The sequence below is a fragment of the Ruegeria sp. CI8 genome (genome assembly GCF_056536865.1).
The window spans coordinates 300,346-324,935 of the sequence record NZ_JBQFQL010000002.1; the positions used below are offsets into that span (position 1 = coordinate 300,346).

26 protein-coding genes and 2 pseudogenes are annotated in these 24,590 nt (G+C 62.9%); 13 read left to right on the top strand and 15 right to left on the bottom strand.

From position 1 onward, the window contains the following. The first annotated feature begins 499 nt into the window (after nt 1-499). Nucleotides 500-2,101 carry a BCCT family transporter gene (locus ACR0DA_RS12105; RefSeq protein ID WP_170341096.1) on the top strand — a complete coding sequence of 534 codons (1,602 nt, stop codon included), beginning with the start codon at nt 500-502 and terminating at the stop codon, nt 2,099-2,101. A 103-nt stretch (nt 2,102-2,204) separates the two neighbouring features. On the opposite strand, the gene ACR0DA_RS12110 is transcribed toward ACR0DA_RS12105, so the two are convergent. Beyond that, nucleotides 2,205-2,528, bottom strand: coding sequence for a potassium channel family protein (locus tag ACR0DA_RS12110; RefSeq protein WP_170341097.1), 324 nt, complete (start codon nt 2,526-2,528; stop codon nt 2,205-2,207). 117 nt (nt 2,529-2,645) lie between these two features. Here ACR0DA_RS12110 and ACR0DA_RS12115 point away from each other — a divergent pair, with 117 nt between their 5' ends. Next, a complete protein-coding gene (locus tag ACR0DA_RS12115; RefSeq protein WP_480633708.1) occupies nt 2,646-3,968 on the top strand; it encodes a metal-dependent hydrolase family protein in 1,323 nt (440 codons plus the stop codon). A 74-nt stretch (nt 3,969-4,042) separates the two neighbouring features. Here ACR0DA_RS12115 and rpsO read toward each other — a convergent pair whose 3' ends face one another. The 8 genes and pseudogenes from rpsO to rbfA all read right to left on the bottom strand — a co-directional run bounded on the left by rpsO (nt 4,043) and on the right by rbfA (nt 8,199). After that, on the bottom strand, nt 4,043-4,312 hold the full coding sequence (rpsO, locus tag ACR0DA_RS12120; RefSeq protein ID WP_005980247.1) for a 30S ribosomal protein S15: 270 nt from the start codon (nt 4,310-4,312) through the stop codon (nt 4,043-4,045). Between the two features lie 144 nt (nt 4,313-4,456). Further along, nucleotides 4,457-4,837, bottom strand: a complete 381-nt coding sequence (locus ACR0DA_RS12125) for a hypothetical protein (RefSeq protein WP_480754407.1) — start codon at nt 4,835-4,837, stop codon at nt 4,457-4,459. Beyond that, nucleotides 4,823-4,945: pseudogene (locus tag ACR0DA_RS12130) on the bottom strand (calcium-binding protein); the annotation flags it as partial. The pseudogene ACR0DA_RS12130 and the gene ACR0DA_RS12125, both read right to left, overlap by 15 nt. Nucleotides 4,946-4,957: 12 nt before the next feature. Then, nucleotides 4,958-5,476 (bottom strand): calcium-binding protein, encoded by a 519-nt coding sequence (locus ACR0DA_RS12135; RefSeq protein ID WP_480754187.1) that lies wholly within the window; start codon nt 5,474-5,476, stop codon nt 4,958-4,960. Nucleotides 5,477-5,571: 95 nt separating this feature from the next. Beyond that, a complete protein-coding gene (locus tag ACR0DA_RS12140) occupies nt 5,572-6,081 on the bottom strand; it encodes a DUF1643 domain-containing protein (RefSeq protein ID WP_480754189.1) in 510 nt (169 codons plus the stop codon). 22 nt (nt 6,082-6,103) lie between these two features. After that, complete coding sequence (truB, locus tag ACR0DA_RS12145) at nt 6,104-7,009, bottom strand: tRNA pseudouridine(55) synthase TruB (protein ID WP_480754191.1); 906 nt, start codon at nt 7,007-7,009, stop codon at nt 6,104-6,106. Between the two features lie 54 nt (nt 7,010-7,063). Continuing rightward, on the bottom strand, nt 7,064-7,807 hold the full coding sequence (locus ACR0DA_RS12150) for a phosphodiester glycosidase family protein (protein WP_480754193.1): 744 nt from the start codon (nt 7,805-7,807) through the stop codon (nt 7,064-7,066). Then, nucleotides 7,804-8,199 (bottom strand): 30S ribosome-binding factor RbfA, encoded by a 396-nt coding sequence (gene rbfA, locus ACR0DA_RS12155; protein WP_480754194.1) that lies wholly within the window; start codon nt 8,197-8,199, stop codon nt 7,804-7,806. Before rbfA ends, ACR0DA_RS12150 begins: the two co-directional genes overlap by 4 nt. A 92-nt stretch (nt 8,200-8,291) precedes the next feature. Between rbfA and dapB the strand changes: the two genes are divergently transcribed. Continuing rightward, on the top strand, nt 8,292-9,101 hold the full coding sequence (gene dapB / locus ACR0DA_RS12160) for a 4-hydroxy-tetrahydrodipicolinate reductase (RefSeq protein WP_170391249.1): 810 nt from the start codon (nt 8,292-8,294) through the stop codon (nt 9,099-9,101). Here dapB and tmpB read toward each other — a convergent pair. Both tmpB and tmpA read right to left on the bottom strand, forming a co-directional pair. Continuing rightward, nucleotides 9,098-9,688 carry a (R)-1-hydroxy-2-trimethylaminoethylphosphonate oxygenase gene (gene tmpB / locus ACR0DA_RS12165; RefSeq protein WP_480754196.1) on the bottom strand — a complete coding sequence of 197 codons (591 nt, stop codon included), beginning with the start codon at nt 9,686-9,688 and terminating at the stop codon, nt 9,098-9,100. The two genes, dapB and tmpB, sit on opposite strands and share 4 nt — an antisense overlap. Next, nucleotides 9,685-10,821, bottom strand: coding sequence for a 2-trimethylaminoethylphosphonate dioxygenase (gene tmpA / locus ACR0DA_RS12170; RefSeq protein WP_480754198.1), 1,137 nt, complete (start codon nt 10,819-10,821; stop codon nt 9,685-9,687). The genes tmpB and tmpA overlap by 4 nt, the downstream gene beginning before the upstream one ends. A 98-nt stretch (nt 10,822-10,919) precedes the next feature. Between tmpA and ACR0DA_RS12175 the strand changes: the two genes are divergently transcribed. Beyond that, complete coding sequence (locus ACR0DA_RS12175) at nt 10,920-11,780, top strand: LysR family transcriptional regulator (protein ID WP_170457301.1); 861 nt, start codon at nt 10,920-10,922, stop codon at nt 11,778-11,780. A 4-nt stretch (nt 11,781-11,784) separates the two neighbouring features. Here ACR0DA_RS12175 and ACR0DA_RS12180 read toward each other — a convergent pair whose 3' ends face one another. Beyond that, nucleotides 11,785-11,967 carry a DUF1674 domain-containing protein gene (locus ACR0DA_RS12180; protein ID WP_170364414.1) on the bottom strand — a complete coding sequence of 61 codons (183 nt, stop codon included), beginning with the start codon at nt 11,965-11,967 and terminating at the stop codon, nt 11,785-11,787. A gap of 88 nt (nt 11,968-12,055) precedes the next feature. Here ACR0DA_RS12180 and ACR0DA_RS12185 point away from each other — a divergent pair, with 88 nt between their 5' ends. From ACR0DA_RS12185 to ACR0DA_RS12225, 9 genes and pseudogenes are all read left to right on the top strand, one after another. Further along, nucleotides 12,056-13,315, top strand: a complete 1,260-nt coding sequence (locus ACR0DA_RS12185) for an RsmB/NOP family class I SAM-dependent RNA methyltransferase (RefSeq protein ID WP_480754200.1) — start codon at nt 12,056-12,058, stop codon at nt 13,313-13,315. 88 nt (nt 13,316-13,403) lie between these two features. Continuing rightward, nucleotides 13,404-15,143 (top strand): heparinase II/III family protein, encoded by a 1,740-nt coding sequence (locus ACR0DA_RS12190; RefSeq protein ID WP_480754202.1) that lies wholly within the window; start codon nt 13,404-13,406, stop codon nt 15,141-15,143. A gap of 21 nt (nt 15,144-15,164) precedes the next feature. After that, the gene (gene purH, locus ACR0DA_RS12195) at nt 15,165-16,754 is read left to right on the top strand and encodes a bifunctional phosphoribosylaminoimidazolecarboxamide formyltransferase/IMP cyclohydrolase (protein WP_480754204.1); all 1,590 of its coding nucleotides are present in this window, start codon (nt 15,165-15,167) and stop codon (nt 16,752-16,754) included. Then, nucleotides 16,754-17,230, top strand: a complete 477-nt coding sequence (lspA, locus tag ACR0DA_RS12200; RefSeq protein WP_480754206.1) for a signal peptidase II — start codon at nt 16,754-16,756, stop codon at nt 17,228-17,230. The genes purH and lspA overlap by 1 nt, the downstream gene beginning before the upstream one ends. A gap of 50 nt (nt 17,231-17,280) precedes the next feature. Continuing rightward, a complete protein-coding gene (locus ACR0DA_RS12205) occupies nt 17,281-17,796 on the top strand; it encodes a DUF3035 domain-containing protein (protein WP_480754208.1) in 516 nt (171 codons plus the stop codon). An 80-nt stretch (nt 17,797-17,876) separates the two neighbouring features. Next, entirely contained in the window at nt 17,877-19,217 is a 1,341-nt protein-coding gene (locus ACR0DA_RS12210; RefSeq protein ID WP_480754209.1) for a M16 family metallopeptidase, read from the top strand. Beyond that, the gene (locus ACR0DA_RS12215; RefSeq protein ID WP_480754211.1) at nt 19,214-20,524 is read left to right on the top strand and encodes a M16 family metallopeptidase; all 1,311 of its coding nucleotides are present in this window, start codon (nt 19,214-19,216) and stop codon (nt 20,522-20,524) included. The genes ACR0DA_RS12210 and ACR0DA_RS12215 overlap by 4 nt, the downstream gene beginning before the upstream one ends. A 252-nt stretch (nt 20,525-20,776) precedes the next feature. Then, nucleotides 20,777-21,091, top strand: a pseudogene (locus ACR0DA_RS12220) (cupin domain-containing protein); the annotation flags it as partial. 6 nt (nt 21,092-21,097) lie between these two features. Then, nucleotides 21,098-21,241, top strand: a complete 144-nt coding sequence (locus ACR0DA_RS12225; RefSeq protein ID WP_244952302.1) for a hypothetical protein — start codon at nt 21,098-21,100, stop codon at nt 21,239-21,241. Nucleotides 21,242-21,283: 42 nt separating this feature from the next. Here ACR0DA_RS12225 and ACR0DA_RS12230 read toward each other — a convergent pair whose 3' ends face one another. From ACR0DA_RS12230 to ACR0DA_RS12240, 3 genes are read right to left on the bottom strand one after another with little or no spacing between them, the layout of a single operon-like run. After that, a complete protein-coding gene (locus ACR0DA_RS12230; RefSeq protein ID WP_170391239.1) occupies nt 21,284-22,300 on the bottom strand; it encodes a DUF2955 domain-containing protein in 1,017 nt (338 codons plus the stop codon). After that, nucleotides 22,290-23,354 (bottom strand): HlyD family secretion protein, encoded by a 1,065-nt coding sequence (locus tag ACR0DA_RS12235; protein WP_170364749.1) that lies wholly within the window; start codon nt 23,352-23,354, stop codon nt 22,290-22,292. Before ACR0DA_RS12235 ends, ACR0DA_RS12230 begins: the two co-directional genes overlap by 11 nt. Beyond that, nucleotides 23,351-24,430: an AI-2E family transporter gene (locus tag ACR0DA_RS12240; RefSeq protein ID WP_170341131.1), complete on the bottom strand. Its 1,080-nt coding sequence runs from the start codon at nt 24,428-24,430 to the stop codon at nt 23,351-23,353. Before ACR0DA_RS12240 ends, ACR0DA_RS12235 begins: the two co-directional genes overlap by 4 nt. Between the last annotated feature and the right edge of the window lie 160 nt (nt 24,431-24,590).

Genomic DNA, 24,590 nt, shown 5'->3' on the forward strand with positions numbered 1-24,590 from the left:
CAACGTCTCAGATACCGCGCGCATACATGAGATTGCGTCGGATTGAAAGGGATAAGGCCGCAGAAGGCACACGGTCCTGCATCTGCCGTGGTTCGCCTTTGCGTCAGCCGACACCGCGAACGTTCCGATGCGTAAGCCCGCATAGCATCTGGCGTGCACCCGCTCGCAAACAGGACCATCGCTCGTCATCGAGGATATGCAGATCGGAAATCGGCGCGGCAGAGGCTGGAGAGAAACTCCGGGCTGCGACGGTGGTAGGAAAGCCGCGAAACTAATGCGACCCCGTCCTCTCGACCTCGGTCAGGCCATCGCTGGCCATGCGCAGACATATTCCCGTAGGCGAATGCATTTTGTGAAAAAGTGATTGCAGTGTAGCCTCTTACCACGGAACCCGCGGTCCAGACGACGAAAAGGCGCCAAGGGGGTAAGACTACTCACTGTCGTCCGACGGCCGAATACCTTGGCGTTTGCAATTCGCGCGAACGAAAGGGACGGCCACATGTCTCAGACCAAGAAAATGCTGGATCCGGATCCGCGGATCTATGATTTCGAAACGGAATACGAGCTGGGGCAGGACAATGTTCGCCCATTCGGGCTGGATATTCACAACCCGGTTTTTCTTATCTCAAGCATCCTGATCTTTGCCTTCGTGCTGATCGCTCTCGCCAATCAAGAGGCCGCAGCAACGTTCTTCGGTTGGCTGCGGCCGTGGCTGACCAGCACCTTCGACTGGTTCCTCGTCCTGTCCGTGGATGCAATCACGCTGTTCTGCCTGGCCTTGATCGTTCTGCCGGTGGGCAAGGTGCGCATCGGCGGCAAAGACGCCAAGCCCGATTACTCCTACGCCGGCTGGATTGCGATGATGTTCGCGGCCGGGATCGGCATCGGATTGCTGTTTTTTGGCGTGTTAGAGCCGGTCTACTACAATTTCGCCGAGGATGGCGGCGCCCGTCCTTTGGGCATCGACATCGCGGTGCCGGGCAATGAATACATTGGTGTTGTCGGTACCATCCACCACTGGGGGCTGGAGGGCTGGGCGGTCTACGCCGCCGTGGGCCTGAGCCTTGCGATCTTCAGCTACAATCTCGGCCTGCCGCTGACCCTGCGCTCGGCCTTCTACCCGTTGCTGGGTGAGCGTGTCTGGGGCTGGTGGGGCCATGCGATCGACACGCTGGCGGTGTTTGCCACCCTGTTCGGTCTGACCACATCGCTGGGGTTGGGCGCGCAGCAGGTTGCCGCCGGTCTCTACGAGGTGTTCGGCATCGAACCCAGCCCCACCGTCGTCGTCTTGCTGATCATCGGTATCACGATGATCGCGCTGGGCTCGGTGCTGATGGGAATGGACGCGGGTGTGAAGCGGCTCAGCGAGATCAACATGATCATGGCCGTGGGCCTGTTCTTGTTCGTGATTGCAGTGACCGGGATCGGCACGGCGATCTCGCGCTATTTCAGCGTGATGACCGATTACGTCAGGCTGCTGCCGGCTTTGTCGAACCCGTTCGGGCGCGAAGACACCAGCTTCTTCCACGGTTGGACAACCTTCTACTGGGCCTGGTGGATCGCGTGGTCGCCTTTCGTGGGCATGTTCATCGCCCGCATCTCCAAGGGGCGCACGGTGCGTGAATTCGTGATCTGCGCGTTGCTGGCACCTACGGCGGTCTGTGCGCTGTGGATGTCGACCTTCGGTGGCGCGGCCATCGACATGCTGAACGTCGGCGGCGCCGAGGGCGTCAAGGCCACGGTGATCGACAGCTATGCCCCCGAAGGCGCGCTGTTCGGCTTCCTGAAAGAGCTTCCGCTGTACGGCATCGTGGCTCCGATCGCGCTGATTTTGATCGTGGTCTTCTTTGTCACCTCGTCGGACTCGGGGTCGCTGGTGATCGATACGATCACCGCCGGCGGCAAAATGGACGCCCCGGTGGTGCAGCGTGTGTTCTGGTGCACGCTGGAAGGCTTGGTCGCGATCGCGCTGCTGCTGGGTGGCGGCCTTGCCGCGCTGCAAGGTGCGGCGGTGTCAACTGGCATCCCGTTCACGCTTGTGGTGCTGATCATGTGCTACTGTCTGTGGCTGGCGCTGAAGTCTGAGCGCGCCAAGATCTGAGCCGCCCTCGACGGCCTATGAACGCCCGCCAATTGGCGGGTGTTTTTTCGCTTTAACCGGACCCAGCTGTAAGTTCCGAAGGTTTGACCCGGGTCGGAAGTCTCTATTCAGGATCTCGCAACAAAGCCTTCGCAAATTGAATGAACATTGCGATGAACACGCCGACCCCGACGAAAATGTAGATCACGGTGAAGACCTTGCCGATCTTGGTCGCCGGGGACAGATCGCCGAACCCGACCGTCGATAATGTGGTCGCGCTGAAATACAGCGCGTCAACCCAATGCCAGCCCTCGACGCTGCTGTAGAACAGCGTCCCGGACAGAAGAATAAGAATACATAGCAGCAAACCGCCCCGAAAATGCGGATCATCCCACGATCGGACGATCGCCTTGAGCAGACGGTAGGCATTTAGGATCAGAGCTATCATTCTTTACGCCTTTCGGCTGTTTCGAGGGTACGTTCATGATGCATGTTTTTGCGCGAATTTCCGCATGTACAAATCGGATTATTTGCTAAGATGGCGGTGTTTGACAGGAGATACTTTATGCGTATTCATCTTTTAGTGGCGCTGCTTGCCGCCACCTCGGTTTCCGCGCAGCAAGACCCGGCTCAGACCCTGATCACCAATGTGCATGTATTTGATGGCGTCAACGACGGGCGCATCGAGAACGCGAATGTTCTGATCGAGGGCAACCTGATTGCAGCTGTGTCGACAGACCCGATCTCGGCCGAAGGTGCAACGGTGATCGATGGCGGTGGGCGCACCCTGATCCCGGGTCTGATCGATGTGCACTGGCACACGACATATGCGTATACCCCAGCAACCGTCTTGATCTTCAATCAAGGCGATATGTCGGAAGTGGCCATTCGTTCGATGACAGGGGCAAAGGAAACCCTGATGCGCGGCTTCACAACAGTGCGCGATCCCGGCGGCAATCCATTTGCAATCAAGAGACTGATCGATTCCGGCGAATACCCCGGGCACCGCATTCTGCCTTCGGGGCCGTTCATGAGCCAAACATCGGGTCATGCCGATTTCCACAGTTTGTTGGAAAACCCAAGAAACTCGACTTCCGAGTTGAGTTATTGGGAAAAGAACATGATGGCGATGGTGGCCGATGGGGTCCCCGAGGTTCGCAAAAGGACCCGCGAGATTCTCAAGTACGGTGCCTCCCAAGTCAAAATAACCACGGGCGGTGGCGTATCCTCACAGTATGATCCGCTGGATGTGAGCGAATACTCTGTTGATGAGATCGAAGCGGTCGTCGAAGAAGCTGCGAACTTCAATACTTACGTACTGGCCCATGTAATGACGGACCGCGGGATTCGCACCTCAGTCGAAGCCGGCGTCATGAGCATCGAGCATGGTTTCTTCGCGTCTCGTGAAACGCTTGAGCTCATGAAAGAAAAAGGGGCATGGCTAAGCCCCCAGACCATGAAAGAAGAGGACATGGTCTGGGACAGCCCGGTCAGCGCGGCAAAATACAAGCAGGTCACAGATGCCGTTGCGAACCTGTACCCGATGGCCAAAGAGGTGGGGGTGAACCTGGCCTTTGGGACCGACCAGCTTCTGGACGCCTCCAAGGCGTATCAACAAAGCCTTTATCTGGTGCGATTGGGCGAATGGTTCACCCCGTATGAAGTGTTGAAAATCGCCACTTCTGAAAACGCCCGGTTGCTGGAACTGAGCGGCCCCCGGCACCCGTATCAAGACGGCCCGCTAGGGGTCATCAAAGAGGGTGCCTATGCCGACCTGATCCTCGTCGACGGCAATCCGCTTGAAAACCTTGAGTTGGTTGGGAATCCGGGCGAAAACTTCGACCTGATCATGAAAGACGGTGTGGTCTACAAGAACGCGCTGGATTGAACACCGCGCTCCTCTGACAAAAAACGCCCGCCATATGGCGGGCGTCTCGAACTTGAAAGCGGTGTAGTCCGCGCTTAGCGGCGGATGCCCAGCTTTTTGATCAGGTCCTGGTAGCGCGCTTCTTCCTTGCCCTTCAGGTAGTCCAGCAGCTTGCGGCGCTGGGCGACCATCTTCAGAAGACCACGGCGGCCGTGGTTGTCTTTCTTGTGGGTCTTGAAGTGCTCGGTCAGGGTGTTGATGCGCGAGGTCAGGATGGCAACCTGGACTTCCGGCGAACCGGTGTCGCCGTCCTTGGTCGCGAATTCTTTCATGACGCGTGCTTTTTCTTCAGCAGTGATCGACATCGGGGTCTCCTTCGAAGGTTAGAGTTGATGGCGCAGGCCGGGATGTCGTCCAGCACAGGCCCATGGAGAAAACCGCACCGATTCCGATGCGGATGGGCGCGTATAGGCGCAATCGGAATAAATGGCAAAGGGATTCTGCGTATCTCAGCCCATGGGGCTGGTCAGGGTCGGGTCCAGACCCGGAGTCAGTTGGATATCCTCGGGCCCAAGACCTTGGGCGCCGAACAGATAGGCCACCTCACGCCCGTTGACCAGAACGCGCGTCAGATCGGCGTTGTCCGCGTCTTGTTCGATCCCGATTTCGGGCGCGTCAGGGCCGTTCCATTCGATCAGCAGCTTGTCTTCTCCGGGAGTGAAATCCACGATGCTGACTTCCTTCCCGGTGCCCGTTCCATCGATGGCGATCTGGTCCGCTCCCTGACCGCCGGTGACGACATCTCCGGCATCGGCCAGGATCGTGTCGTCCCCCGCGCCGCCGTTCAGAAAATCGCTGGCGGGCGTGTCGCCATCGTCCCGGCCGGTCAGAGTGTCGTCGCCATCACCGCCGAACAGCGTGTCTGCCCCTGCGCCGCCGGCGAGCATGTCTTCGCCGTCGCCGCCTTGCAGCGCGTCTTCGCCCTCACCCCCGGCAAGGTCATCGTTGCCCTAACCGCCGTACAGATCGTCATCGCCTACGCCACCAACCAACTGGTCTTCGCCAGCATGGCCGTACAATATGTCGTCACCAGCATTCCCCGAGAGGTCATCGTGACCGTTGCCACCGTGCAGAGCATCATTGCCAGTGTTTCCGTTTAGCGTGTCATCCCCGTCCGCCCCGAACAACGTATCATTTCCGGCGCCACCATCGATAATGTCACCGCCGTCATAGCCGTTGATCTGATCGTTGCCTTCGGCCCCGCTCAGAACATCCACGCCCGGTCCGCCGGCGATGACCAGGTTTCCGTCTACGTCCGAAAGTATGGTTCCGGTGGACGCATCCTCGGCCTCGGCCGGGTCTTCGAAAGAATCGTCAATCTCAAGCAGATTTCCTTCGGGAATGTCTTCGACGGCATCTTCTTCGATGACATCGTCGTTGTCCTCGTCCTCATCCCCCGAGAATACGTCGCTGATCGCGTATGCTGCGCCGCCCATCGCGGCCAGGCCGAACAATCCGAGCAGAAACATGGGAACCCTCCGAAAGCGTGCCACCCCGAGTGTGAAATATCCCATGCTGCCAAAGGGTTGGTCAAAGCCAACCTGAGTCTGTGGTTAACCCTTTGTCACCGGTTCCACGGTTCAGGTTGCTGAGTATACGCGATGTAGAGCGGATGCTTGGGGTGGCCTGCCTTGCTGAGCCCCAGGTGGAACAGCGGCTGGCCGGTGCCGCGCAGCAGACGCTCGACCGTCGGGCCGCGATCCAGATGCGCGCCATGCGTGCCCCAGGCGGCGATCACCTGATCGGCCCAGTCCACGCCGGCCAGGATGGAGGCGTCGTTTTCCGGCCCCACCGGATCGGCCGCGGCGCGCATCTTGCGCGGGTCGGTGTCGCGCCAGGCAAAGATGTTGGTCACCTGGAACGCCCCGAACCCCAAGGCCCGCGCGCGCCGCTCGCAACGCTCGACGGTCGGGTCATTCTGCACTTCGGTCGCGGTCGAGGGGTTCAGCATCACGAACAGCGCCCGGCGCCCTGCCGGATCCCAGATGCGGGTCAGGCTGTAGCGATAGCGTTCGCAGTCGGAATAAACGGCTGTCGAGGGCGCGTCGCCCTTGGTGTGGGACCGGGTGATCATGCGCCTTCGCTTAGCACGAGACCTAGCCGGCGAACACCCGGCTGGGGTGCAGTTCACCGGATTTGTAGACCCCCACCGCCACGGCCTTGCCGTCGACCGAGGCCCAGGCCTCGTCGCCGTATTCCACGTCGCTGGCCAGAACCATGCCGGGGTTGCCGTTGCGCAGGCGGGTCGCGCCTTCGGGGGTGCATTTCAGCTCGGGCAGGTCGGCCAGCCCTTCCTCCAGCGGGCGCAGGTAGTCATCCAGCGCCGGGGTTTTCGCCATCGCGTCGATCTGCTCGATGCTCAGGCCGTCCTCGGCCTCGAACGGGCCGGACCAGATCCGGCGCAGCTCCTTGACGTGGCCATGGCAGTCCAGCGCCGCACCCAGGTCGCGCGCGATCGAGCGGACATAGCCACCCTTGCCGCAGGTCATTTCCAGCACGACATGGTCGGGGTCGGGCCGGTCGACCAGCACCAGTTCCTCGACCCACAGGGGCCGGGCGGCCAGTTCGACATTCTCGCCTTCGCGGGCCAGCTTGTAGGCGCGCTGACCGTCGATCTTGACCGCCGAGAACTTGGGCGGCACCTGCATGATCTCGCCCACGAAGGGCAGCAGAGCTTGCTTGATCTCGTCATCGGTGGGGCGCAGGTCGCTTTCCGCGATAACTTCGCCCTCGGCATCGTCGGTATTGGTGGCCTGACCCAGCCGCACGGTAAAGGTATAGGCCTTGAGCGCATCGGTGATGTAGGGAACGGTCTTGGTGGCCTCGCCCAAAGCGACGGCCAGAACGCCGGTGGCTTCGGGGTCGAGCGTGCCGGCATGGCCCGCCTTTTTGGCGTCCAGCGCCCAGCGGACCTTGTTGACCACGGCGGTCGAGGTCATGCCCGCGGGCTTGTCGACCACCAGCCAACCGGAAATGTCACGACCCTTGCGTTTGCGTCCCATGATGCACCTAGAATTCTGCTGAGGCGCGCGACCTAGCGGATCGGTCCGGCGCTGTCAATTTGCCGGGATGTCCTCGACCACGCCGACGATCGGCCCCAGCGAGAATCCCACGTCCGATCGGTTCGCCGCCCGATCATACATGCGCGAGATGTTGCCGTCGAAAAATAGCGCGTTGGGCGTGTTCAGAACGTCGCGGAACAGGCGGCCGAACTCGTGGAAGGTGACGTAATCTTCGGAAATCACGAATACCGCACGGCTGCCATCGGCGCTGGTGCCCACCCCGTTGCGCACATAGCGCGAGGTCGAATCCTTTAGAAACCGCGGATGCAATTCGCCGTCGATCACCAGCATCGGGCCGGATTGGGTGGCAAAGCGGCAGTCGGGCTTGCGATCTAGATAGTCCAGCGTCTCGAACACGTCGGCACGGCCTTCGCGGATGCAGAACACCCCGTTGGGCAGCAGGCCGAAATTGCCGGGGCCGGGGTTGGGAATCACGCGCATGAGTTCCTGCCCGTCTTCGACATAGTGGCCCACGGGCGAGCGGTCCTCGTGATACATGCCGGCATTCATCGCAAAGCTCAGGCGTTGGCCCGCATCGGCCAGTTCCTCATTCACCGACGAGAAATGGCCCAGCACCCGGCCCGCGTCGTCATACAGGAACAGGCGCAGGTCCTCGGTGGTGGCGTCAACCTCGCAAACGGTATAGCGCCGGTCTTCGTGGGCCACGCGCTCGCACGTCACCGCGCCGGCCTGTCCGGCCCAGAGCAATGCGACCAAAGCGGCGGTCCTGCGGATCACTCGTCCAGGTCCCGGCGCACGGCGTCCTGTTCGAACATCCGGCGTGTGTCGTCCATGCGGTCGAACGTTTCGTCCAGCCGGAAGCGCAGGTCGGGGGCGAACTTCAGGCCGACCTTCTTGCCGACCATGCGGCGCAGCTCGCCTTTGTTGCGGGCCAGCAGCTCGATCACGGTCTCCTGTCCCTTGCCGCCCAGCGGCAGCACATAGGCCGTGGCGATCTTGAGATCGGGCGAGGTGCGCACTTCGCCCACGGTGATCGACAGGCGGTTCAGGTCGGGGTCGTGCACGTCGCCGCGCGCCAGCACCTCGGACAGGGTGCGGCGGATCAGTTCGCCGACGCGAAGCTGCCGTTGCGAGGGGCCGGGGCCGTCGTGGAATTTGTTCTTAGCCATGTCCCCGATCTAAGCGCAAAGCGGGGCTTTGCCAAGCGGCCCCGAACCGGGTAGGAGGCTTTGAGCCGAATTTCAGAAGAAGGACCAGCGCAATGACGCATATTCCGGGAATCGTCGTGACCGGGGCTTCGGGCCGGATGGGGCAGATGCTGATCAAGACCATCACCGACAGCGAACAGGCGCGGCTGGTCGGTGCGGTCGAGCGCACGGGCCATGACTGGATCGGCGAGGACGTGGGCACCGCGATGGGTGGTCAGCCGCTGGGCGTGACCGTCACCGACGATCCGCTCGAGGCCTTTGCCCAGGCCCAGGCGGTGATCGACTTCACCGCGCCCGAGGCGACGCTGGAGTTCGCCGCGCTGGCGGCGCAGGCGCGCTGCGTGCATGTGATCGGCACCACCGGCATGAGCGACGAACAGATCGCCGCGCTGGAACCCGCCGCGCGTCATGCGGTGATCGTGCGGGCGGGCAACATGAGTCTGGGCGTGAACCTGCTGGTGCAACTGACCAAGAAGGTCGCCGCCGCGCTGGACGAGGATTTCGACATCGAGGTGATCGAGGCGCATCACCATCACAAGGTCGATGCGCCCTCGGGGACGGCCCTGATGCTGGGCGAGGCCGCGGCCGAGGGGCGCGGCGTGAACCTTGCCGATGTCGCCGACCGGGGCCGCGACGGGATCACCGGCGCCCGGCAGCGGGGCCATATCGGATTCCACGCCATCCGCGGTGGCGACATCGTTGGCGAACACGACGTGCTGTTCGCCGCACCGGGCGAGCGGATCGTGCTGCGCCACGTGGCGACCGACCGGGCGATCTTTGCCCGAGGCGCGCTGAAGGCGGCGCTGTGGGGGCAGGGCAAGGCCCCCGGCCAATATGACATGGTGGATGTGCTGGGGCTTTAACCCTCGCCCAGATGCCGGTCGACCATGCGCTGAACCATCGGCGCGAAATGGTTGAAGCCGGGGGTGTCCATGTCGGGCCGTTTGCCTGCCTCGTCCAGATACCGGACCTGGATGATTTCCTTCAGGTTCGGGTTGGCCTCGAATGCGGCGACTTCCTCGGCGCTCATCGGGCCGCCCTGCAATTCCAGCGTATGGACCGAGGCCGCCGACAGGCGGTTGAAATACTCGGGCCTGGTTGCACACAGGTACCGTTTGGCCGCGACATGATAGCGGCAGCAATCGGTGATGACCGAGGGAAAGAACCGCTCCAGCACCTCGGCGCCGGCATCCTCGTGGTAGCGGTCCTCGGTGTCGTCGGGGTGGTAGGTGCCGAATTCCGAGGTGAAATGCCCGATATCGTGCAGCAGAGCGCCCACGATGATCTCTTCGGGCATGCCGTTCTGCTCGGCGATGGTGGCGCCCTGCAGCATGTGCTGAGCCATGGTGACCGGCTCGCCCAGGTATTCCTCGCCTCCGCGCCGGTCGAAGATATCGGCGATGAAGGCTACGATGTTGTCGCGGGTCAGGGTCTGGAAATCGGATTTCATTCCGCCGCCTCCGGTTGCGCCATCCGCATCGCGGCCAGAGTCGATAGCAGCCCGTCCTTGTCGGCATAACATCCCTGCAACCAGCGCGACCCGGCACCCGAATAGCCCAGACGCGCGTGCAGGACGCGGGTGTTGTCGACGATGAAGCTCTCGCCCGGCTCCAGCTTGAACGCCACGCCCATGGCCGGGTCGTCGATGATCTCGCCTAAACGGCGGTAGGCGGCGTAATAGGCCTCCATCCGGTCGAAGGGCACATCAACGAACGGGGCCGAGGACCGGTTGTTGAAGCGGATGCCGATCAATTCGCCATCGGGCGACAGCTCGATCATCGGGCGGCGCGCGCGCAGGCAGACCCCGTCCGAACCGCGGTATTCGAACCGCGCGGGATAGCCGGCCAGCAGGGCAAAGCCCTCGGGGTTTTCTTCGCGCAGGCGCTGGGCCGCGCGAAAGCCGTCGACCACGATCGACTCCCCGCCCTCGGCGCTGTTTTCCAGGCAATAGAGGATCTGCAGCGTGGGCACCGGATCGCGATAGGGGTTGTCGGTATGCGCCTGCAGGCCAAGGCCGGTATAGGCCAGGTTGGTCGGGTTCACCTCGGTCCGCACCTCGAAATAGGGGCCATAGTTGGTCTCGCGCACATAGCCGAACAGGTCGGCGACCTTCAGCAGCGAAGCAGGTTCCGTCGGGCCGCCGGTCAGCTTGGCAAAGCCGTATTCGGCGACCGCCGCCAGCCAGCCGCGCTTGGCGGCGGGGTTTTCATGCACCTGCGTCCAGTCGCCAGCCGGGGCCGCGAAACCGCCGTCCCAGGTGGTGATGCCGGGCGACAGCCAGCCCATCTGGCGGGGCTGGTCCCGGTCATAGACATGCGCGGCCAACCAGTTTGCGGGGAAGGTGACCGTCTTGTCTTCGGGGGCGAAGGTCACCTGCAGGTCACCGCCCGCCACGCCGGCCGCCTGAATCGCGATCCCCGCCGGAATGTCGCCGATCGTGATCAGGCGCTGGCCGTTGCCAGGGTCGCGCGTCTTCGGGTCCAGCGCATTGTCACGCAGCCAGATGGCGTGGAAACGGGCGCGGGTTCCGTCTTCGAATTCAACCGAAACGACCGCCGGGTCATGGGTGGCGTGGCGCAGCATGGGGCTCTCCTGTTCAGCGCGGGCTTTGATTGAGGAGATACGCGGGATATGGCATTACGACAATTAAGGCTTGTTTCCACTGAGGGTTGGAAAATCTAATGAGCAAGAAAAAGGTCGGCCTGCCCCCTCTGGACTGGCTGCGCGTGTTCGAGGCGGCCGGGCGGCTGGGCGGGTTCTCGGCTGCGGCACGCGAGTTCGGCCTGACCCAGGCGGCGGTCAGCCAACGCATCGCCAATCTGGAATCCTGGCTGGGCCGGTCCCTGTTCGTGCGCGAGGCGCGCGGCGTGTCGCTGACGGTCGAGGGTGAAAGCTATCTGCCGCTGGTGCAGGACAGTCTGCGCGCGTTGGAACGCAACACCGAGGATCTGTTCGGCACCGCCCCGCGCGCGTTGCGGGTGGCCGGGCTGTCCTCGCATATCCAGGCGCTGGTGCTGCCCAGCCTGGGGGCATTTCGCGCCCTGCGGCCCGAGGTGCAGGTCACCACGGATTCGGTGGCTCGGCGGTCCTCGCTGGAGGACGAGCGGACCTGGCTTCAGATCCGCTATGGGCGCGGCAGCTGGCCGGGGCGCGTCGCCGAGCTGATCGCGCCCGAGGTTCTGACCCCGATGGCGGCGCCGGGCGTCAGCTGGGGCGCGCCGGTGATCGAGCTGCGCGGCGAACGGCCCGGCTGGCAGGACTGGATGCAGAAGACGGGCGACACGGATCTGCCACGCGCCGGTCTGAGCTTTGATTCGATGGAACATGCCCTGGGCGCGGCGCGGCAGGGGCTGGGGGTCGCCTTGGGGTCGGTCGCCCTGGCCTCGGCGGATCTGGCCTCGGGCCGTCTGATCCGGCTGGGGCGTCCCGATCTGGAAACCCGCGACGGATACTGGCTGACCTGGCCGCAGGACCGGGCGCAGTCGAAAAAGCAGCAGGCCCTAATCGGCGATTTCCTGCAGGCCCTGCGCGCGGCGGTCTGAGCGGTCAGAAATCGATCGCGATGCCCTTCTTCTCCCAATCGCCATAGCGCGCGGGATCGAGGCCGTCGCGCCCGCCCAGCTCCTTGGGCAGGGGTTTGGCCTCGGCTTCGGCCTTGCGCCGGCGCTCTTCGGCCTCGGCCAAGGCGCGCTGGGCGGCGGGCGGCAGGTCAGTGCGGTCGTCGCTCATGACATCGGGTTCCTTTCCGTGCATGGCCTTGATATACGCCCTCGTCCGCTGATGGCAATGCGGGCGCAAACCTTGCAAAGGCGGTTTCATGTCCAACACCCCGACGGCGGCGCGGCGCAGCGCCATCTATCTGCTGGATCAGATCCTGGGCGAGCGGCGCTTGCTGTCCGAATGCCTGGCGGCCGGGGCGCTGGATCGCCTTGCCCCCGAAGACCGCGCGCGGGCGCAGCGGCTGACGCTGGAGACCCTGCGCGGGCTTGAACGCGCAGACCGCCTGCTGGAGGGGCATCTGCGGCGCGCACCGGCGCTGACCGTCCAAAACGCGCTGCGTCTGGGAACGGTCGAACTGTGCCAGGGCGAGGCTGCGCATGGCGTCGTGAACGCGATGGTCGAGATCGTCGGCCGCTCGCGCAAGCACGGGCGGCTCAAGGGGCTGGTCAACGCGGTTCTGCGCAAGATCGCCGCCGAAGGCCCCGACGCTTGGCCGAAGATGCGGGTGCCGCGCCTGCCGGACTGGCTGCGCGAGCCGCTGATCGCAGCTTGGGGCGCGGAGGCGGTCAAGGGCATGGAGCAGGCCCATTTCGCCGGCGCGCCGCTGGACCTGACGCCAAAACCCGGCGCAACGATCCCCATGGGCACCGAACTGCCGACCGGCTCGGTGCGGGTTGCTGACGCGGGGCAGGTCTCGGCCCTGCCGGGCTATGCGGCCGGAGACTGGTGGGTGCAGGATGCCGCCGCCGCCCTGCCGGCGCGGATTCTGGCGCCCCGGCCCGGCGAGCGGGTTCTGGACATGTGCGCCGCGCCCGGCGGCAAGACGCTGCAACTGGCGGCGGAGGGGGCTGAGGTCACCGCGCTGGACATTTCCGAAGGCCGGCTGGCGCGGGTTCGGGAAAACCTTGAACGGACCGGTCTGTCGGCCCGGGTGGTCGCCGGTGACGCGCTGGACCACCAGGGCCAGTACGACGCGATCCTGCTGGACGCTCCCTGTTCGGCGACCGGCACCATCCGGCGTCACCCGGATCTGCCCTTTGCCAAGGACGGCTCCGAGTTCGACGGGTTGATCGAGTTGCAGGCCCGGATGCTGGCCCATGCCTGGACCCTGCTGAAACCCGGCGGGCGGCTGGTCTATTGCACCTGCTCGCTGCTGCCCGACGAAGGCGAAGTGCAGATCGAAGAGGCTCTGCCGCAACATCCCGACATGCAGGTGGACCGCGCCGCGCTGCAGGTGCCCGGCGTTCAGTCCGACTGGCTGACCGAGGAAGGCGGGTTGCGTCTGCGTCCCGATTTTTGGCCTGATCTGGGCGGTATGGACGGGTTCTACATCGCCTGCCTGAACAAATCGGCCTGACCGGTCGCTTTTCGATGACTTGACGAACCGGCCCGGCTATCGTTGGTTCAAACGCCAGCAGAGCGGCAGGGGCAGAGCAACACACGTCATGTCGAATTCGGACACCATGGCCAACCGATGGGTGCGGTTTCAGAACCGTCTCTACGCGCGCCTCAGCCAGCGCCGCAAACCCGTCGGTGGATTTGTCGGTCAGCCCGAGCCGCGCACCGTCGGTTCATTTGCGCGCGGGCGGCAACTGGTGGCGGGAAATCTCTTGTTTGCGGGTTACCTTGTCGAAGCCCCGGACACGGGCTTGTGGGAGGTCGTGGCCCCCAACGCCGCATTCGATGCTGAACGCCACGGGTTTGCCTGGCTGGACGATCTGGCCGCGGTGGGTGATGCCGCGGCACGGGAAAAGGCGCAACGCTGGGTCTGGGGCTGGATCGAGACCCACGGCAAGGGGCAGGGTCCGGGCTGGGCCCCGGACCTGACCGGACGCCGCCTGATCCGCTGGATCAACCACGCGCTGTTCCTGCTGCGCGGCATGGACGAGGCCCACAGCCGCCTGTTTTTTCGCTCGCTGTCACAGCAGACCTGGTTCCTGTCCAAACGCTGGCACGCGGCGACACCGGGGCTGCCCCGTTTCGAGGCGCTGGCCGGCCTGGTTCAGGCCGGTTTGGCGCTGGAGGGAATGGAAGACATCTCGGACCCGGCTGTTCGGGCTTTGGCGCGGGAATGCGAGGCTCAGATCGACGCCCAAGGCGGCATTCCCACGCGGAATCCGGAGGAACTGCTCGAGGTCTTTACCCTACTGGCCTGGACATCCGCCGCGCTCAGCGAAGTGGGGCGCGGTACGCCCGCCGCTCAGACGGCAGCAATCAAACGGATTGCCCCGACCCTGCGCAGCCTGCGTCATGCAGACGGCGGGTTGGCCCGGTTTCACGGCGGTGGCCGCGGTATAGAAGGCCGGTTGGAACAGGCGCTGGCCCAAAGCGGGGTCAAGCCCAAACCCGTCAAAGGTCTGACCATGGGCTATGCCCGTCTGGCCGCCGCCCGCACCACGGTGATCATCGACGCAGCACCCCCGGCCAAAGGGGCGGCCTCGTACATGGCGCACGCCTCGACGCTGGCTTTCGAGTTGACCTCGGGGCGACGGCCATTAATCGTCAACTGCGGTTCGGGCGAAAGCTTTGGGTTGGAGTGGCGCCGGGCCGGGCGGGCCACGCCTTCGCACTCGACCCTATGCCTGGATGGATACTCCAGCGCCCGGTTGGCCGCTCCGGCCAAGGGAACCGCGAACGAAGCAATGGTGGACGCCCCGAGCGAGGTGCCGGTGGAGTTCGAGGATTCGTTCGAAGGCGCGCGCGTGATGGCGGGACATGATGGGTACGCCAAGGTGTTCGGACTTACCCATGCCCGTACGATCGAGCTGCGCTTTGACGGGCGCGAGGTAACCGGTGAAGACATCCTTCTGACGGCCACCGACAAGGCAAAACGCCAGTTTGACCGGGCGGTTGACGCATCCAAGCTGTCAGGGATCGGTTTTGACATCCGGTTTCACCTGCATCCGGACGTGGACGCAGCGCTGGATCTGGGGGGGTCTGCGGTGTCGATGGCGCTCAAAAGCGGCGAGATCTGGGTTTTTCGCCATGACGGCGCCGGAAAATTGTCTCTTGAGCCAAGCGTTTACCTGGAAAAAGGCCGTCTGAAGCCCCGCGCGACAAAACAGATCGTTCTATCCGGCCGCGCAATCGAGTATGCGACGCGCATCCGGTGGACGCTGAGCAAGGCGCAGGATACAGCCTATGCCGTGCGCGACGTGCACCGGGACGAGCCCGATTTCGACTGAGCCAAAAGGATCTTTGGACCCATGACCGACCTTCACCCCGTGCGCCGCGCGTTGCTTTCCGTTTCCGACAAGACCGGATTGATCGATCTGGGCAAGGCCCTGGCCGACCGCGGGGTCGAGCTGCTGTCGACCGGCGGCACCGCCAAGGCGCTGCGTGATGCGGGGCTTGCGGTCAAGGATGTCAGCGAGGTCACGGGGTTCCCCGAGATGATGGATGGCCGGGTCAAGACGCTGCACCCGATGGTGCATGGTGGCCTGCTGGCGCTGCGCGACAATGACGCCCATGTGGCGGCGATGCAGGAGCATGGCATCGGCCCGATCGACCTGCTGGTGGTCAACCTCTACCCGTTCGAGGAAACGGTGGCCAAGGGCGCGGGCTATGACGAATGCATCGAAAACATCGACATCGGCGGCCCCGCGATGATCCGCGCCGCGGCCAAGAACCACACCTTCGTCAACGTGGTGGTGGATGTCGAAGACTACTCGGCCCTGCTGGATCAGCTCGAGGAAAACTACGGCAAGACGTCGCTGGGCTTCCGCCAGTGGCTGGCGCAGAAGGCTTATGCCCGCACCGGAGCCTATGACGCGGCCGTGTCCAGCTGGCTGGCCGATGCACTGCAAATCGACACCCCCAAGCGCCGCGTGTTCGCAGGCGAGCTGAAACAACCCCTGCGCTATGGCGAGAACAGCCACCAGCAGGCGGCGTTCTATGTCGATGGCTCGGGCCGTCCCGGTGTCGCCACAGCCGTTCAGCATCAGGGCAAGGAGCTGAGCTACAACAACATCAACGACACCGACGCCGCCTTTGAACTGGTGGCCGAGTTCGACCCGCGTGACAGCGCCGCCTGCGCTATCATCAAGCACGCGAATCCCTGCGGCGTTGCAACGGGCGCCACGTTGCTCGAGGCATACAAGGCGGCGTTCGACTGCGACCGGACCTCGGCCTTTGGCGGGATCGTGGCGCTGAACCGGCCGCTGGACGCGGAAACCGCGCGCGAAATCACCGGCATCTTCACCGAGGTCGTGATCGCCCCCGGCGCCACCGACGAGGCCAAGGCGATCTTTGCCGCCAAAAAGAACCTGCGCCTGCTGACCACCGAAGCGCTGCCCGACGTGCGCGCCGGCGGCAAGACCGTGCGCCAGGTGGCCGGCGGGCTGCTGGTGCAGGACAAAGACAACGGGCATATCGAGATGGATGACCTCAAGGTCGTAACCAAGCTGGCCCCCACGCCTGAGCAGATGCGCGATCTGCTGTTTGCCTGGAAAGTGGCCAAGCACGTCAAGTCGAACGCCATCGTCTACGTCAAGAACGAGGCCACGGTGGGCGTCGGCGCCGGTCAGATGAGTCGAGTGGACTCCGCCCTGATCGCCGCCAAAAAGGCCGAGCGTATGGCTGAAAGTCTGGGCCTGCCCGAGCCGCTGACCATCGGGTCGGCCGTAGCCTCGGACGCGTTCTTTCCCTTCCCCGACGGGCTGATGGAGGCCGCCGCCGCAGGCGCGACCTGCGTGATCCAGCCGGGCGGGTCGATGCGCGATGACGAGGTGATCGCCGCCGCCAACGAGGCCGGCCTGGCCATGGTGTTCACCGGCATGCGGCATTTCCGTCACTGATGCGGACCCGGGTTCTGCTCTGGGCCGGGCTGGCCGCATTTGTGATCGACCAGCTCAGCAAGTACCTGGTGGTCCACGTGTTGCGCGTGGCCGACCGGCCCGGTGGCATCGACGTGCTGCCGCCGCTGCTGACCTTTCGGTACGGCGAGAACCGCGGCATCAATTTTGGCCTGTTTCAGGGCAATTCCGAAGCCGCGCGCTGGTTTCTCATCGCTATTTCGCTGGCCATCAGCATCGGCGTTTTCGTCTGGCTCTGGCGCACGGCCGCATCAAGGCGGATGCTGGTTTTCGGCGGATTGCTGATCGGCGGAGCGTTGGGGAACGTGGTTGACCGGGTGTTGTATGGATACGTTCTGGATTTCCTGAACATGTCCTGCTGTGGCATCAACAACCCGTTCGTCTTCAACCTCGCCGACGTGTTCATTTTCGCGGGTGCCCTCGGGTTGGTGCTGTTCGAAGGCAAAAAGCCCTCGTGACGCGCCGGATGTTATGCGATAAAAGCGCCTGAAACAGGCTGGAGACCAAGATGCGGATGCCGCGCGCCATTATTGCTCTGACACTTGCTGCTGCGGTCGCAGGATGTTCCAATATCGGCTTGCGCCATCTCGAAGCGCCAGGGCCCGGGCCGGACGAGTTTTCGGTCATGCCGGTCAAGCCACTGACCCAGCCCAAAGATTATGCGTTCCTGCCCGCGCCGACGCCGGGTGGCGCGAACCTGACCGACCCGAACCCGAATGCCGATGCCGTGGCTGCCTTGGGTGGCAATCCCGGGGCGCTGAACCCCGGCACAGGGATTCCGTCGTCGGACGGGGCGCTGGTGACGGCTTCCAGCCGCTATGGCGTTTCCCCGAACACCCGCCAGGTTCTGGCGCAGGAAGATGCGGATTTCCGCAAGCGTCAAAGCCGTTGGACGCGGTTGCGCCTGTTCAAGGTGGACCGCTATTCGCAGGTCTACAAGCGCAATTCCATCGATCCCCAGGTGCAGACCGAAGCTTTGCGCAGACAGGGCGTGGAAACACCCTCGTCGCCGCCGGATGAATAATTCTTAACTTTCCGTCATCGCTCTTGAACCCGTTCGGCGTCACCGTAGTTTGAACACCGTAACGAAACGGAGGATGCCCCATGGCTCGGGCCTTGGCGTTTTGCGCCGCTTTGATGACCGCAACCCCGGTTTTGGCCGAAACCGGGCACGAGGCCGTCACCACATTTACCCTGGACAACGGCATGGATGTCGTCGTGGTGGAAGATCACCGCGCGCCCGTGGTTCAGCACATGGTCTGGTATCGGGCCGGATCGGCGGACGAGCCGATCGGGTCGTCAGGTGTGGCGCATTTCCTCGAGCATCTTCTGTTCAAGGCCACCGATACAATGGCGGCGGGCGAGCTTTCGGCGACCGTTGCGGCCAATGGGGGCAACGACAACGCCTTCACCTCGTATGACTACACGGCCTATTTCCAGCGCGTCGCGGCCGACCGGCTGGAGTTGATGATGAAGATGGAGGCCGACCGGATGCGCAACATCCGGCTGACCGAGAGCGACATCGCCACCGAGCGCGACGTGATTCTGGAAGAGCGCAACCAGCGTACCGAGAACAACCCCCGTGCCCTGTTCGGCGAACAGATGAGCGCGGCGCAGTATCTCAACCACCGCTACGGGGTTCCGGTGATCGGCTGGAAGCACGAGATGGAGACCTTGGACATGGAGGACGCGCTGTCCTTCTACCAGACCTATTACGCGCCCAACAATGCGATCCTGGTGGTGACCGGCGATGTGGATCCGGCTGAGGTCAAAGCCTTGGCCGACACCTATTATGGCGTGATCCCCGCCAACCCGGACCTGCCTGAACGGGTCCGATCGCAGGAACCGCCGCAGACCGCCGAGCGGCGTCTGACCTTCAAGGATGCGCGGGTGTCGCAACCATATGTTCAGCGCAGCTACCTCGCGCCCGAGCGTGATGCCGGTGCGCAGGAGAAGGCTGCGGCGTTGTTCATGCTGGCCGAGCTGCTGGGCGGCAGCACCACGTCCTACCTGAACGAGAAACTGCAGCTTGAGCAGCAACTGGCTGTATATGCCGGGGCGTTTTATCGTGGGGTGTCGTTGGATGACACGACCTTTGATCTGATCGTTGTTCCGGCTGAAGGCGTGTCGCTGCAAGAGGCCGAGGATGCGATGGATCAGGCGGTGGTCGATTTCATCGCAGAAGGCGTCAACCCGGATGATCTGGACCGGATCAAGATGCAGCTGCGCGCCGCACAGGTCTATGCCCGAGACAATGTCGATGGAATCGGCAACCGCTATGGTCGGGCGCTGACCAGCGGCCTGACGGTCGAGGACGTGCAGGCCTGGCCCGACATCCTGCAGGCCGTCACCGGCGAAGAAATCATCGCCGCCGCGCGCGAGGTGCTTCAGCCCGAAGCGTCGGTCACCGGCTGGCTGATGCGTGATGACGAGGTGACCCAATGATCCGTTTCCTTGCCCCCTTGATCGCCCTGCTGATCGCTCTGCCTGCCTGGGCCGAGATCAAGATTCAGGAGGTCACCTCGCCCGGCGGCATCCGGGCCTGGCTGGTCGAGGATCACTCGATCCCGTTCACTGCGCTGGAACTGCGGTTCCGCGGGGGCACGTCACTGGACGATCCCGACAAACGCGGCGCGGTCTATCTGATGAGCGGCCTTCTCGAAGAAGGCGCGGGCGACATGGATTCCCGCACCTATGCGCGAGCGCTGGAATCCCTGGCGGCGTCGATCGGATACAGGGCCACAGATGACAGCGTTGCGATCTCGGCCCAGTTCCTGACTGAAAACCGGGACGACGCCGTTGAGCTGCTGCGCACCACCATCCAGCAACCGCGCTTTGATCAGGACGCGATCGACCGGGTTCGGGCGCAGGTCCTGTCCGGGCTGCGCTCGGAACAGACCGACCCCAATGACATCGCGGGTGAGGCATTCGCCAAAATGGCCTATGGCGATCATCCGTATGGATCCAACGGCAAAGGCTCGATCGACAGCGTATCGGCCCTGACCCGTGACGATATCATCGACGCATACAAAGGCGTCTTCGCCAAGGACCGTCTGTATGTGGGCGCAGTGGGCGACATCACACCCCAAGAGTTGGGTGCGTTGCTGGACAATCTGTTGTCGGACCTTCCCGAAACGGGCAAACCGATTCCCGGGAATGCCGAGGTAACGATCCCCGGTGGCGTCACGGTGGTCGAGTTCGACACGCCGCAATCAGTGGCGCTGTTCGGCCAGAAGGGCATCGACCGCGACGATCCGGATTTCTTTGCAGCCTACATCCTGAACCACATCCTCGGCGGCGGCGGCTTTGAAAGCCGCCTGATGCAGGAAGTGCGCGAAAAACGCGGCCTGACCTATGGCGTCGGGACCTATCTGGTGCCCAAGGATCTGGCCTCGGTCTATCTGGGGTCGGTATCCTCGGCCAATGACCGGATCGGGCAGGCTATCGAGGTAATTCGCGACGAATGGCGGCGCGCGGCGACCGAAGGCGTAACCCAGAAAGAGCTGGACGACGCCAAGACCTATCTGACCGGCGCTTATCCGTTGCGCTTTGACGGCAATGCCCAGATCGCGGGCATCATGGTGGGCATGCAGATGGAAGGTCTTCCGATCGACTACATCGCGACCCGAAACGACAAGGTGAACGCGGTTACGCTGGACGAGGTGAACCGCGTCGCGGCCGAGCTGCTGAACCCGGACGGGCTGCATTTCGTGGTGGTGGGCAAACCCGAGGGGCTAGAGACCACGAACTGACGCGAAGGGCCGGCAGTCGGCAGGCCTTTTGCAGAATTCCCGACGAGCGGCCATTCAGCGCCGCTCGCCCCGGGCCCCCGTGATCCGGAAGCGTGCGCAATCTCTGGATCGTCAGCGTATCCGCCACCCGTTCCGTGAAACCGGCACGGCGTTCACGGTCATGCGGGTCCGCCGTCGGGCTTGTTTCACTTGATGGACAGATGTCATCATGAAGCGGAACGATTTTCGCGGGTAAGGAAGGAGGGGTCCTTGATGCCCTACCAGTTCTGGCATTCGAAGTTGACCGACCCTCCCATCCACGTCCCGGCGATCGGACTGCAGTTGTTTGTCCGGATACCGCACGACACCACCGACGAGAATATATCGGTCATAGAGACAATAAATGAACCGGGGTTTGGCCCGCCCCTGCACCGTCACCCACAAACTGAGATCTTTCGCGTTTTGGACGGGCGGTATCTCTATGAGTGCGATGGAAAGCGTTTTGTTGCAGAGACAGGGGACGTCGTCACGATCCCCGGGGGCGCCGCGCATGCGTTTCGCAATCTTTCCGACGGGCCAGCGCGGCAACTGGTCATGATACTGCCATCCTTCGACACGGTCGCCTTCTTCAACGGGCTGGGAGACATCATGGCAGACGGAGTTCCCGACCGGGACGTGCTGAATGCATTCTCCGAGAAATGGCAGATCGAGTTTCTGGGGCCGCCCCTGCAACTTTGACGTCAGTCCAATTTGCCTCGGGCGCCAAAGTTGGCGGCTGCGTCATGCATTCACCGGGTTTTCGCGTTTCTTTTCCGGCCAGAACTCATCCACGACCACGTAGGCTATGATGACGAACAGGGCCGCGCTTGCGACTTGCAGAACGCGAGTGATGCTTTTGACATCGGCCTCGTCCGAAAACGGTGAAATCGACCCGCCGTAGACAATCAGGACCGTCGTCAGGGCCGATCCGGCGGCGGCGGCCAGCGGGATCTGGGATTTGCCGAGCGCGCCCAGCGTCACACAGGCGAAAAAGCACAGCAGGATCGGCGTGAGAATGACCGGCGCGATGACGTTGACTTCGTAGCAGATGATGGACGCGGCTGCGCCGAGCAGGTTTGCCGTCAGCATCGCCTTGGCCACGGCTTTGCCGGCGGCAGGCATCGCAGCGAGCTGCTGGCTGAGAAGAGCCACAAAGAACAGAACCAGCAGGGCAGACGCTCCAGACACAAAGAATGCCAGGGCAAAAGGAACCGTGACAAGAGACATTCTGACGATGCGTCGATGCTTGTCAAAGTCAGCGGCGGATGCGGCTTTGGCCTGCGTGGCGTTCTGGGGGGCGGCCGGAATAAGCGTGAACATCAACGTCGATACGAAACCGGCAAACAACAGGTTCAGCGGGATCCAGAATACAAGCACCAGCGCCAGATCCGGAGATTGCAGAACGAGGTTGGGGATCATCAGCGCCCCCATCAGGGCGATGACGCCCGGCAGGACACCGGCGCCTGACACGGACCATATGAAGGACAGGATTATCCCGATCGCCACCAGTATCAGAAACACGACCGGATAGGGCGCGAAAACCGATGAGAGCAGGAAAGAAACGAACATCAACGCAATCGAGAAGATGAACAGTTTCGCAAACGCGGCCAGGGGCAACGCGGTAGGTGCCTGAAGGAAGAGCGCGGTGAACACCGCGCCAACAACCGCCAATGGCCACCCAAGGAAAAGCCCCAGAGAAAAGACGCCGGTCACACCCAGTGCAAGTCTGTAAACGGCGTGTCTGTCCTCAGTACGCATAAGAAAAGATCGAAACCAAACGAATGTATGTCCGACCGACCGCGTTCAGTATCCCGTTGTCGCTGAGGTACATGATGACATCCGCCTGACCGTTCAACTGAAACCTGAGGTCGTCTTCCGCGCTTCCGGCCTCGTAGCCCGGCAGTATGATGCGCACGGGAAACCGTTCAGGTTCGCGCAGAAAGCCTTTGGTGCTCGGCGGGCTTGCCAATTGTCCGGGTGTGTCGCCGCCACTCAGCGAGACCGCCGCGCTGAAGCTTTCGATTTTGCCCGGGATGATCTGACCGGGGTGCATATCCAGCACGACATCCACCGGAGACCCGACGGTGGCGCGCCCCAGATTGTTCTCGGTGAAATACGCCTCGATCCACACGTCCGTCGCATCAAGAAACGTCAGCAGATCCTGGCCGGACCGGGCGTATGTGCCGGGTGCAATCAACAAGTTGGATATGACGCCCGTAGCCGGCGCGCGCAGTTCGGTCCATTCCAGATTGAGCTCGGCATCGGCCAAAGCCGCCAAGGCGCGTTGGATTTTGGGATTCTCATTCCCTTCGTCCCCAAGCCTTTGCTTGGCCTTCTCCAGATCTGCTTTGGCGTTTTCATAGTTCGCCTCGGACTCGGCCAGCTGGCCTCGGGCATCGTCGGCTTTCGAGATGGCAATCAGCCCTTTCTTCTCGAGCGCGAAGACCCGCTCCGTCTGAATGCGCATCGTATCCAGATCGCTCTGCGCGCGGGCCAACTTGGCTTGCGCCGCACTTACCTCGGCCGAGGATGCGCCGACCTCCTGAGTGGCCGCCTCAAGGTCGGCCTGGGCTCTGTCGCGATCAATCTCGTAGGGTCTCGGGTCGATCCGAACCAGCAGATCGCCGGCCGAGACGACCTGCCCGTTTTCTACCAATACCTCGATCACGGTTCCCGTGACCTGCGGAACGATTTGGGTCGCCACGGCCTTTACCCGTGCGTTCCCGGTGAACGGCGTCTTGCGGTCGGCAACCAGATACCAGATGAGGAAGATGAGAATGACGGCCAGTGTCGTCCAGATCGTCTTCCTCATTTTGCGGCTCCCTCGGCGGTGTCATCGGTCGCTGGTGAGGCGTCGATCCAGACCTTGAACAACTCGTAGAAGACGGCGAACAAGACCGGACCCATGAAGATGCCGATCAGGCCATAGGCCATCATCCCGCCCAGCACCCCGATGAGGATCACGAGCATCGGGGTCTCCAGGCCTTTTGAAATGAAAACCGGCCGCAGGAAGCTGTCCATTATGCTGACGGGAATGGCCAGAACGGTGAAGATCAGCGCCGCACCGCCGGACATGGAACTCCATGCATAGATGACCAGCGGCAGAAGGACGAGGCCGGGGCCGATCTGGATGATCGAGAGGATCAGGCAGATGAACGCCAGCGTCGCGGCCGAGGATATCCCGAACAGCGCCAACAGGACCCAGACAACGACGGCCTGAATGGCGGCAACCCCGATTACTCCCTTGGTGACGTTCCGGATCGTGGCCCCAGCCAGAGTGACGAATTCGCCGCCGCGTGGCGCAAAGACTCGGTTGGCAAAGCGCTGAAGGCCCTGCACCAGATCCGGTCCGGGGCTGAACAGGGCGCCCATGATCAACACCGACAGCGCAAGGCCGAGAAGCCCGATTCCGATCCCCAGGACTTTGCCAAAGAGCGATTTGGTGATCTCGAGGATTTGCGCGCCGTATTTTGCAAGCGCACCATCGAGGTTCCGTTCGAACATGCCCCAGGCATCGGCAAGCTTGGCGCCGACCAGAGGCAGATCCTTCAGGCCTTCCGGCGCCGGAGGTATCTTCAACTCGCCCTTGTCAGCCTGCTCGGCAAACTCGGACCCCAGTTCCGCAGCCCCTGACACCGCCGTTGCGACCGGCCCCAATGTGAGAACCAGACCCAGCAAAACCAGGATCGTCGTTGCCAGCTTCTTTCGTCCTCCCAGCTTGGACTGAAGCCAATCGAAGGCCGGATAAAGCGCAACGCAAAGAATTGTGGCCCAGATGACCACGCTTGCAAGCGGGGCGACCATGACCAAGGCGCTGTAGAGAAACAGCCCGAGAAACAGCAACCTTATCGCGAGGTCGACAATCTTTGCGTCCTGAGTCTTTTCCATTCCATCCCCCTGGTATGTTTTTCCGTATGTTACACTCAAAAAAGCAAATATGTATATTTTTTGAGCTTTTAGGGGATGCCCAGCAGTGCGATGGTTGACTCAGCCCCAAATTTGCAAGCGGATCGTGGGGCGCAAAGCACGCAGTGGCTCACCTTGCCAG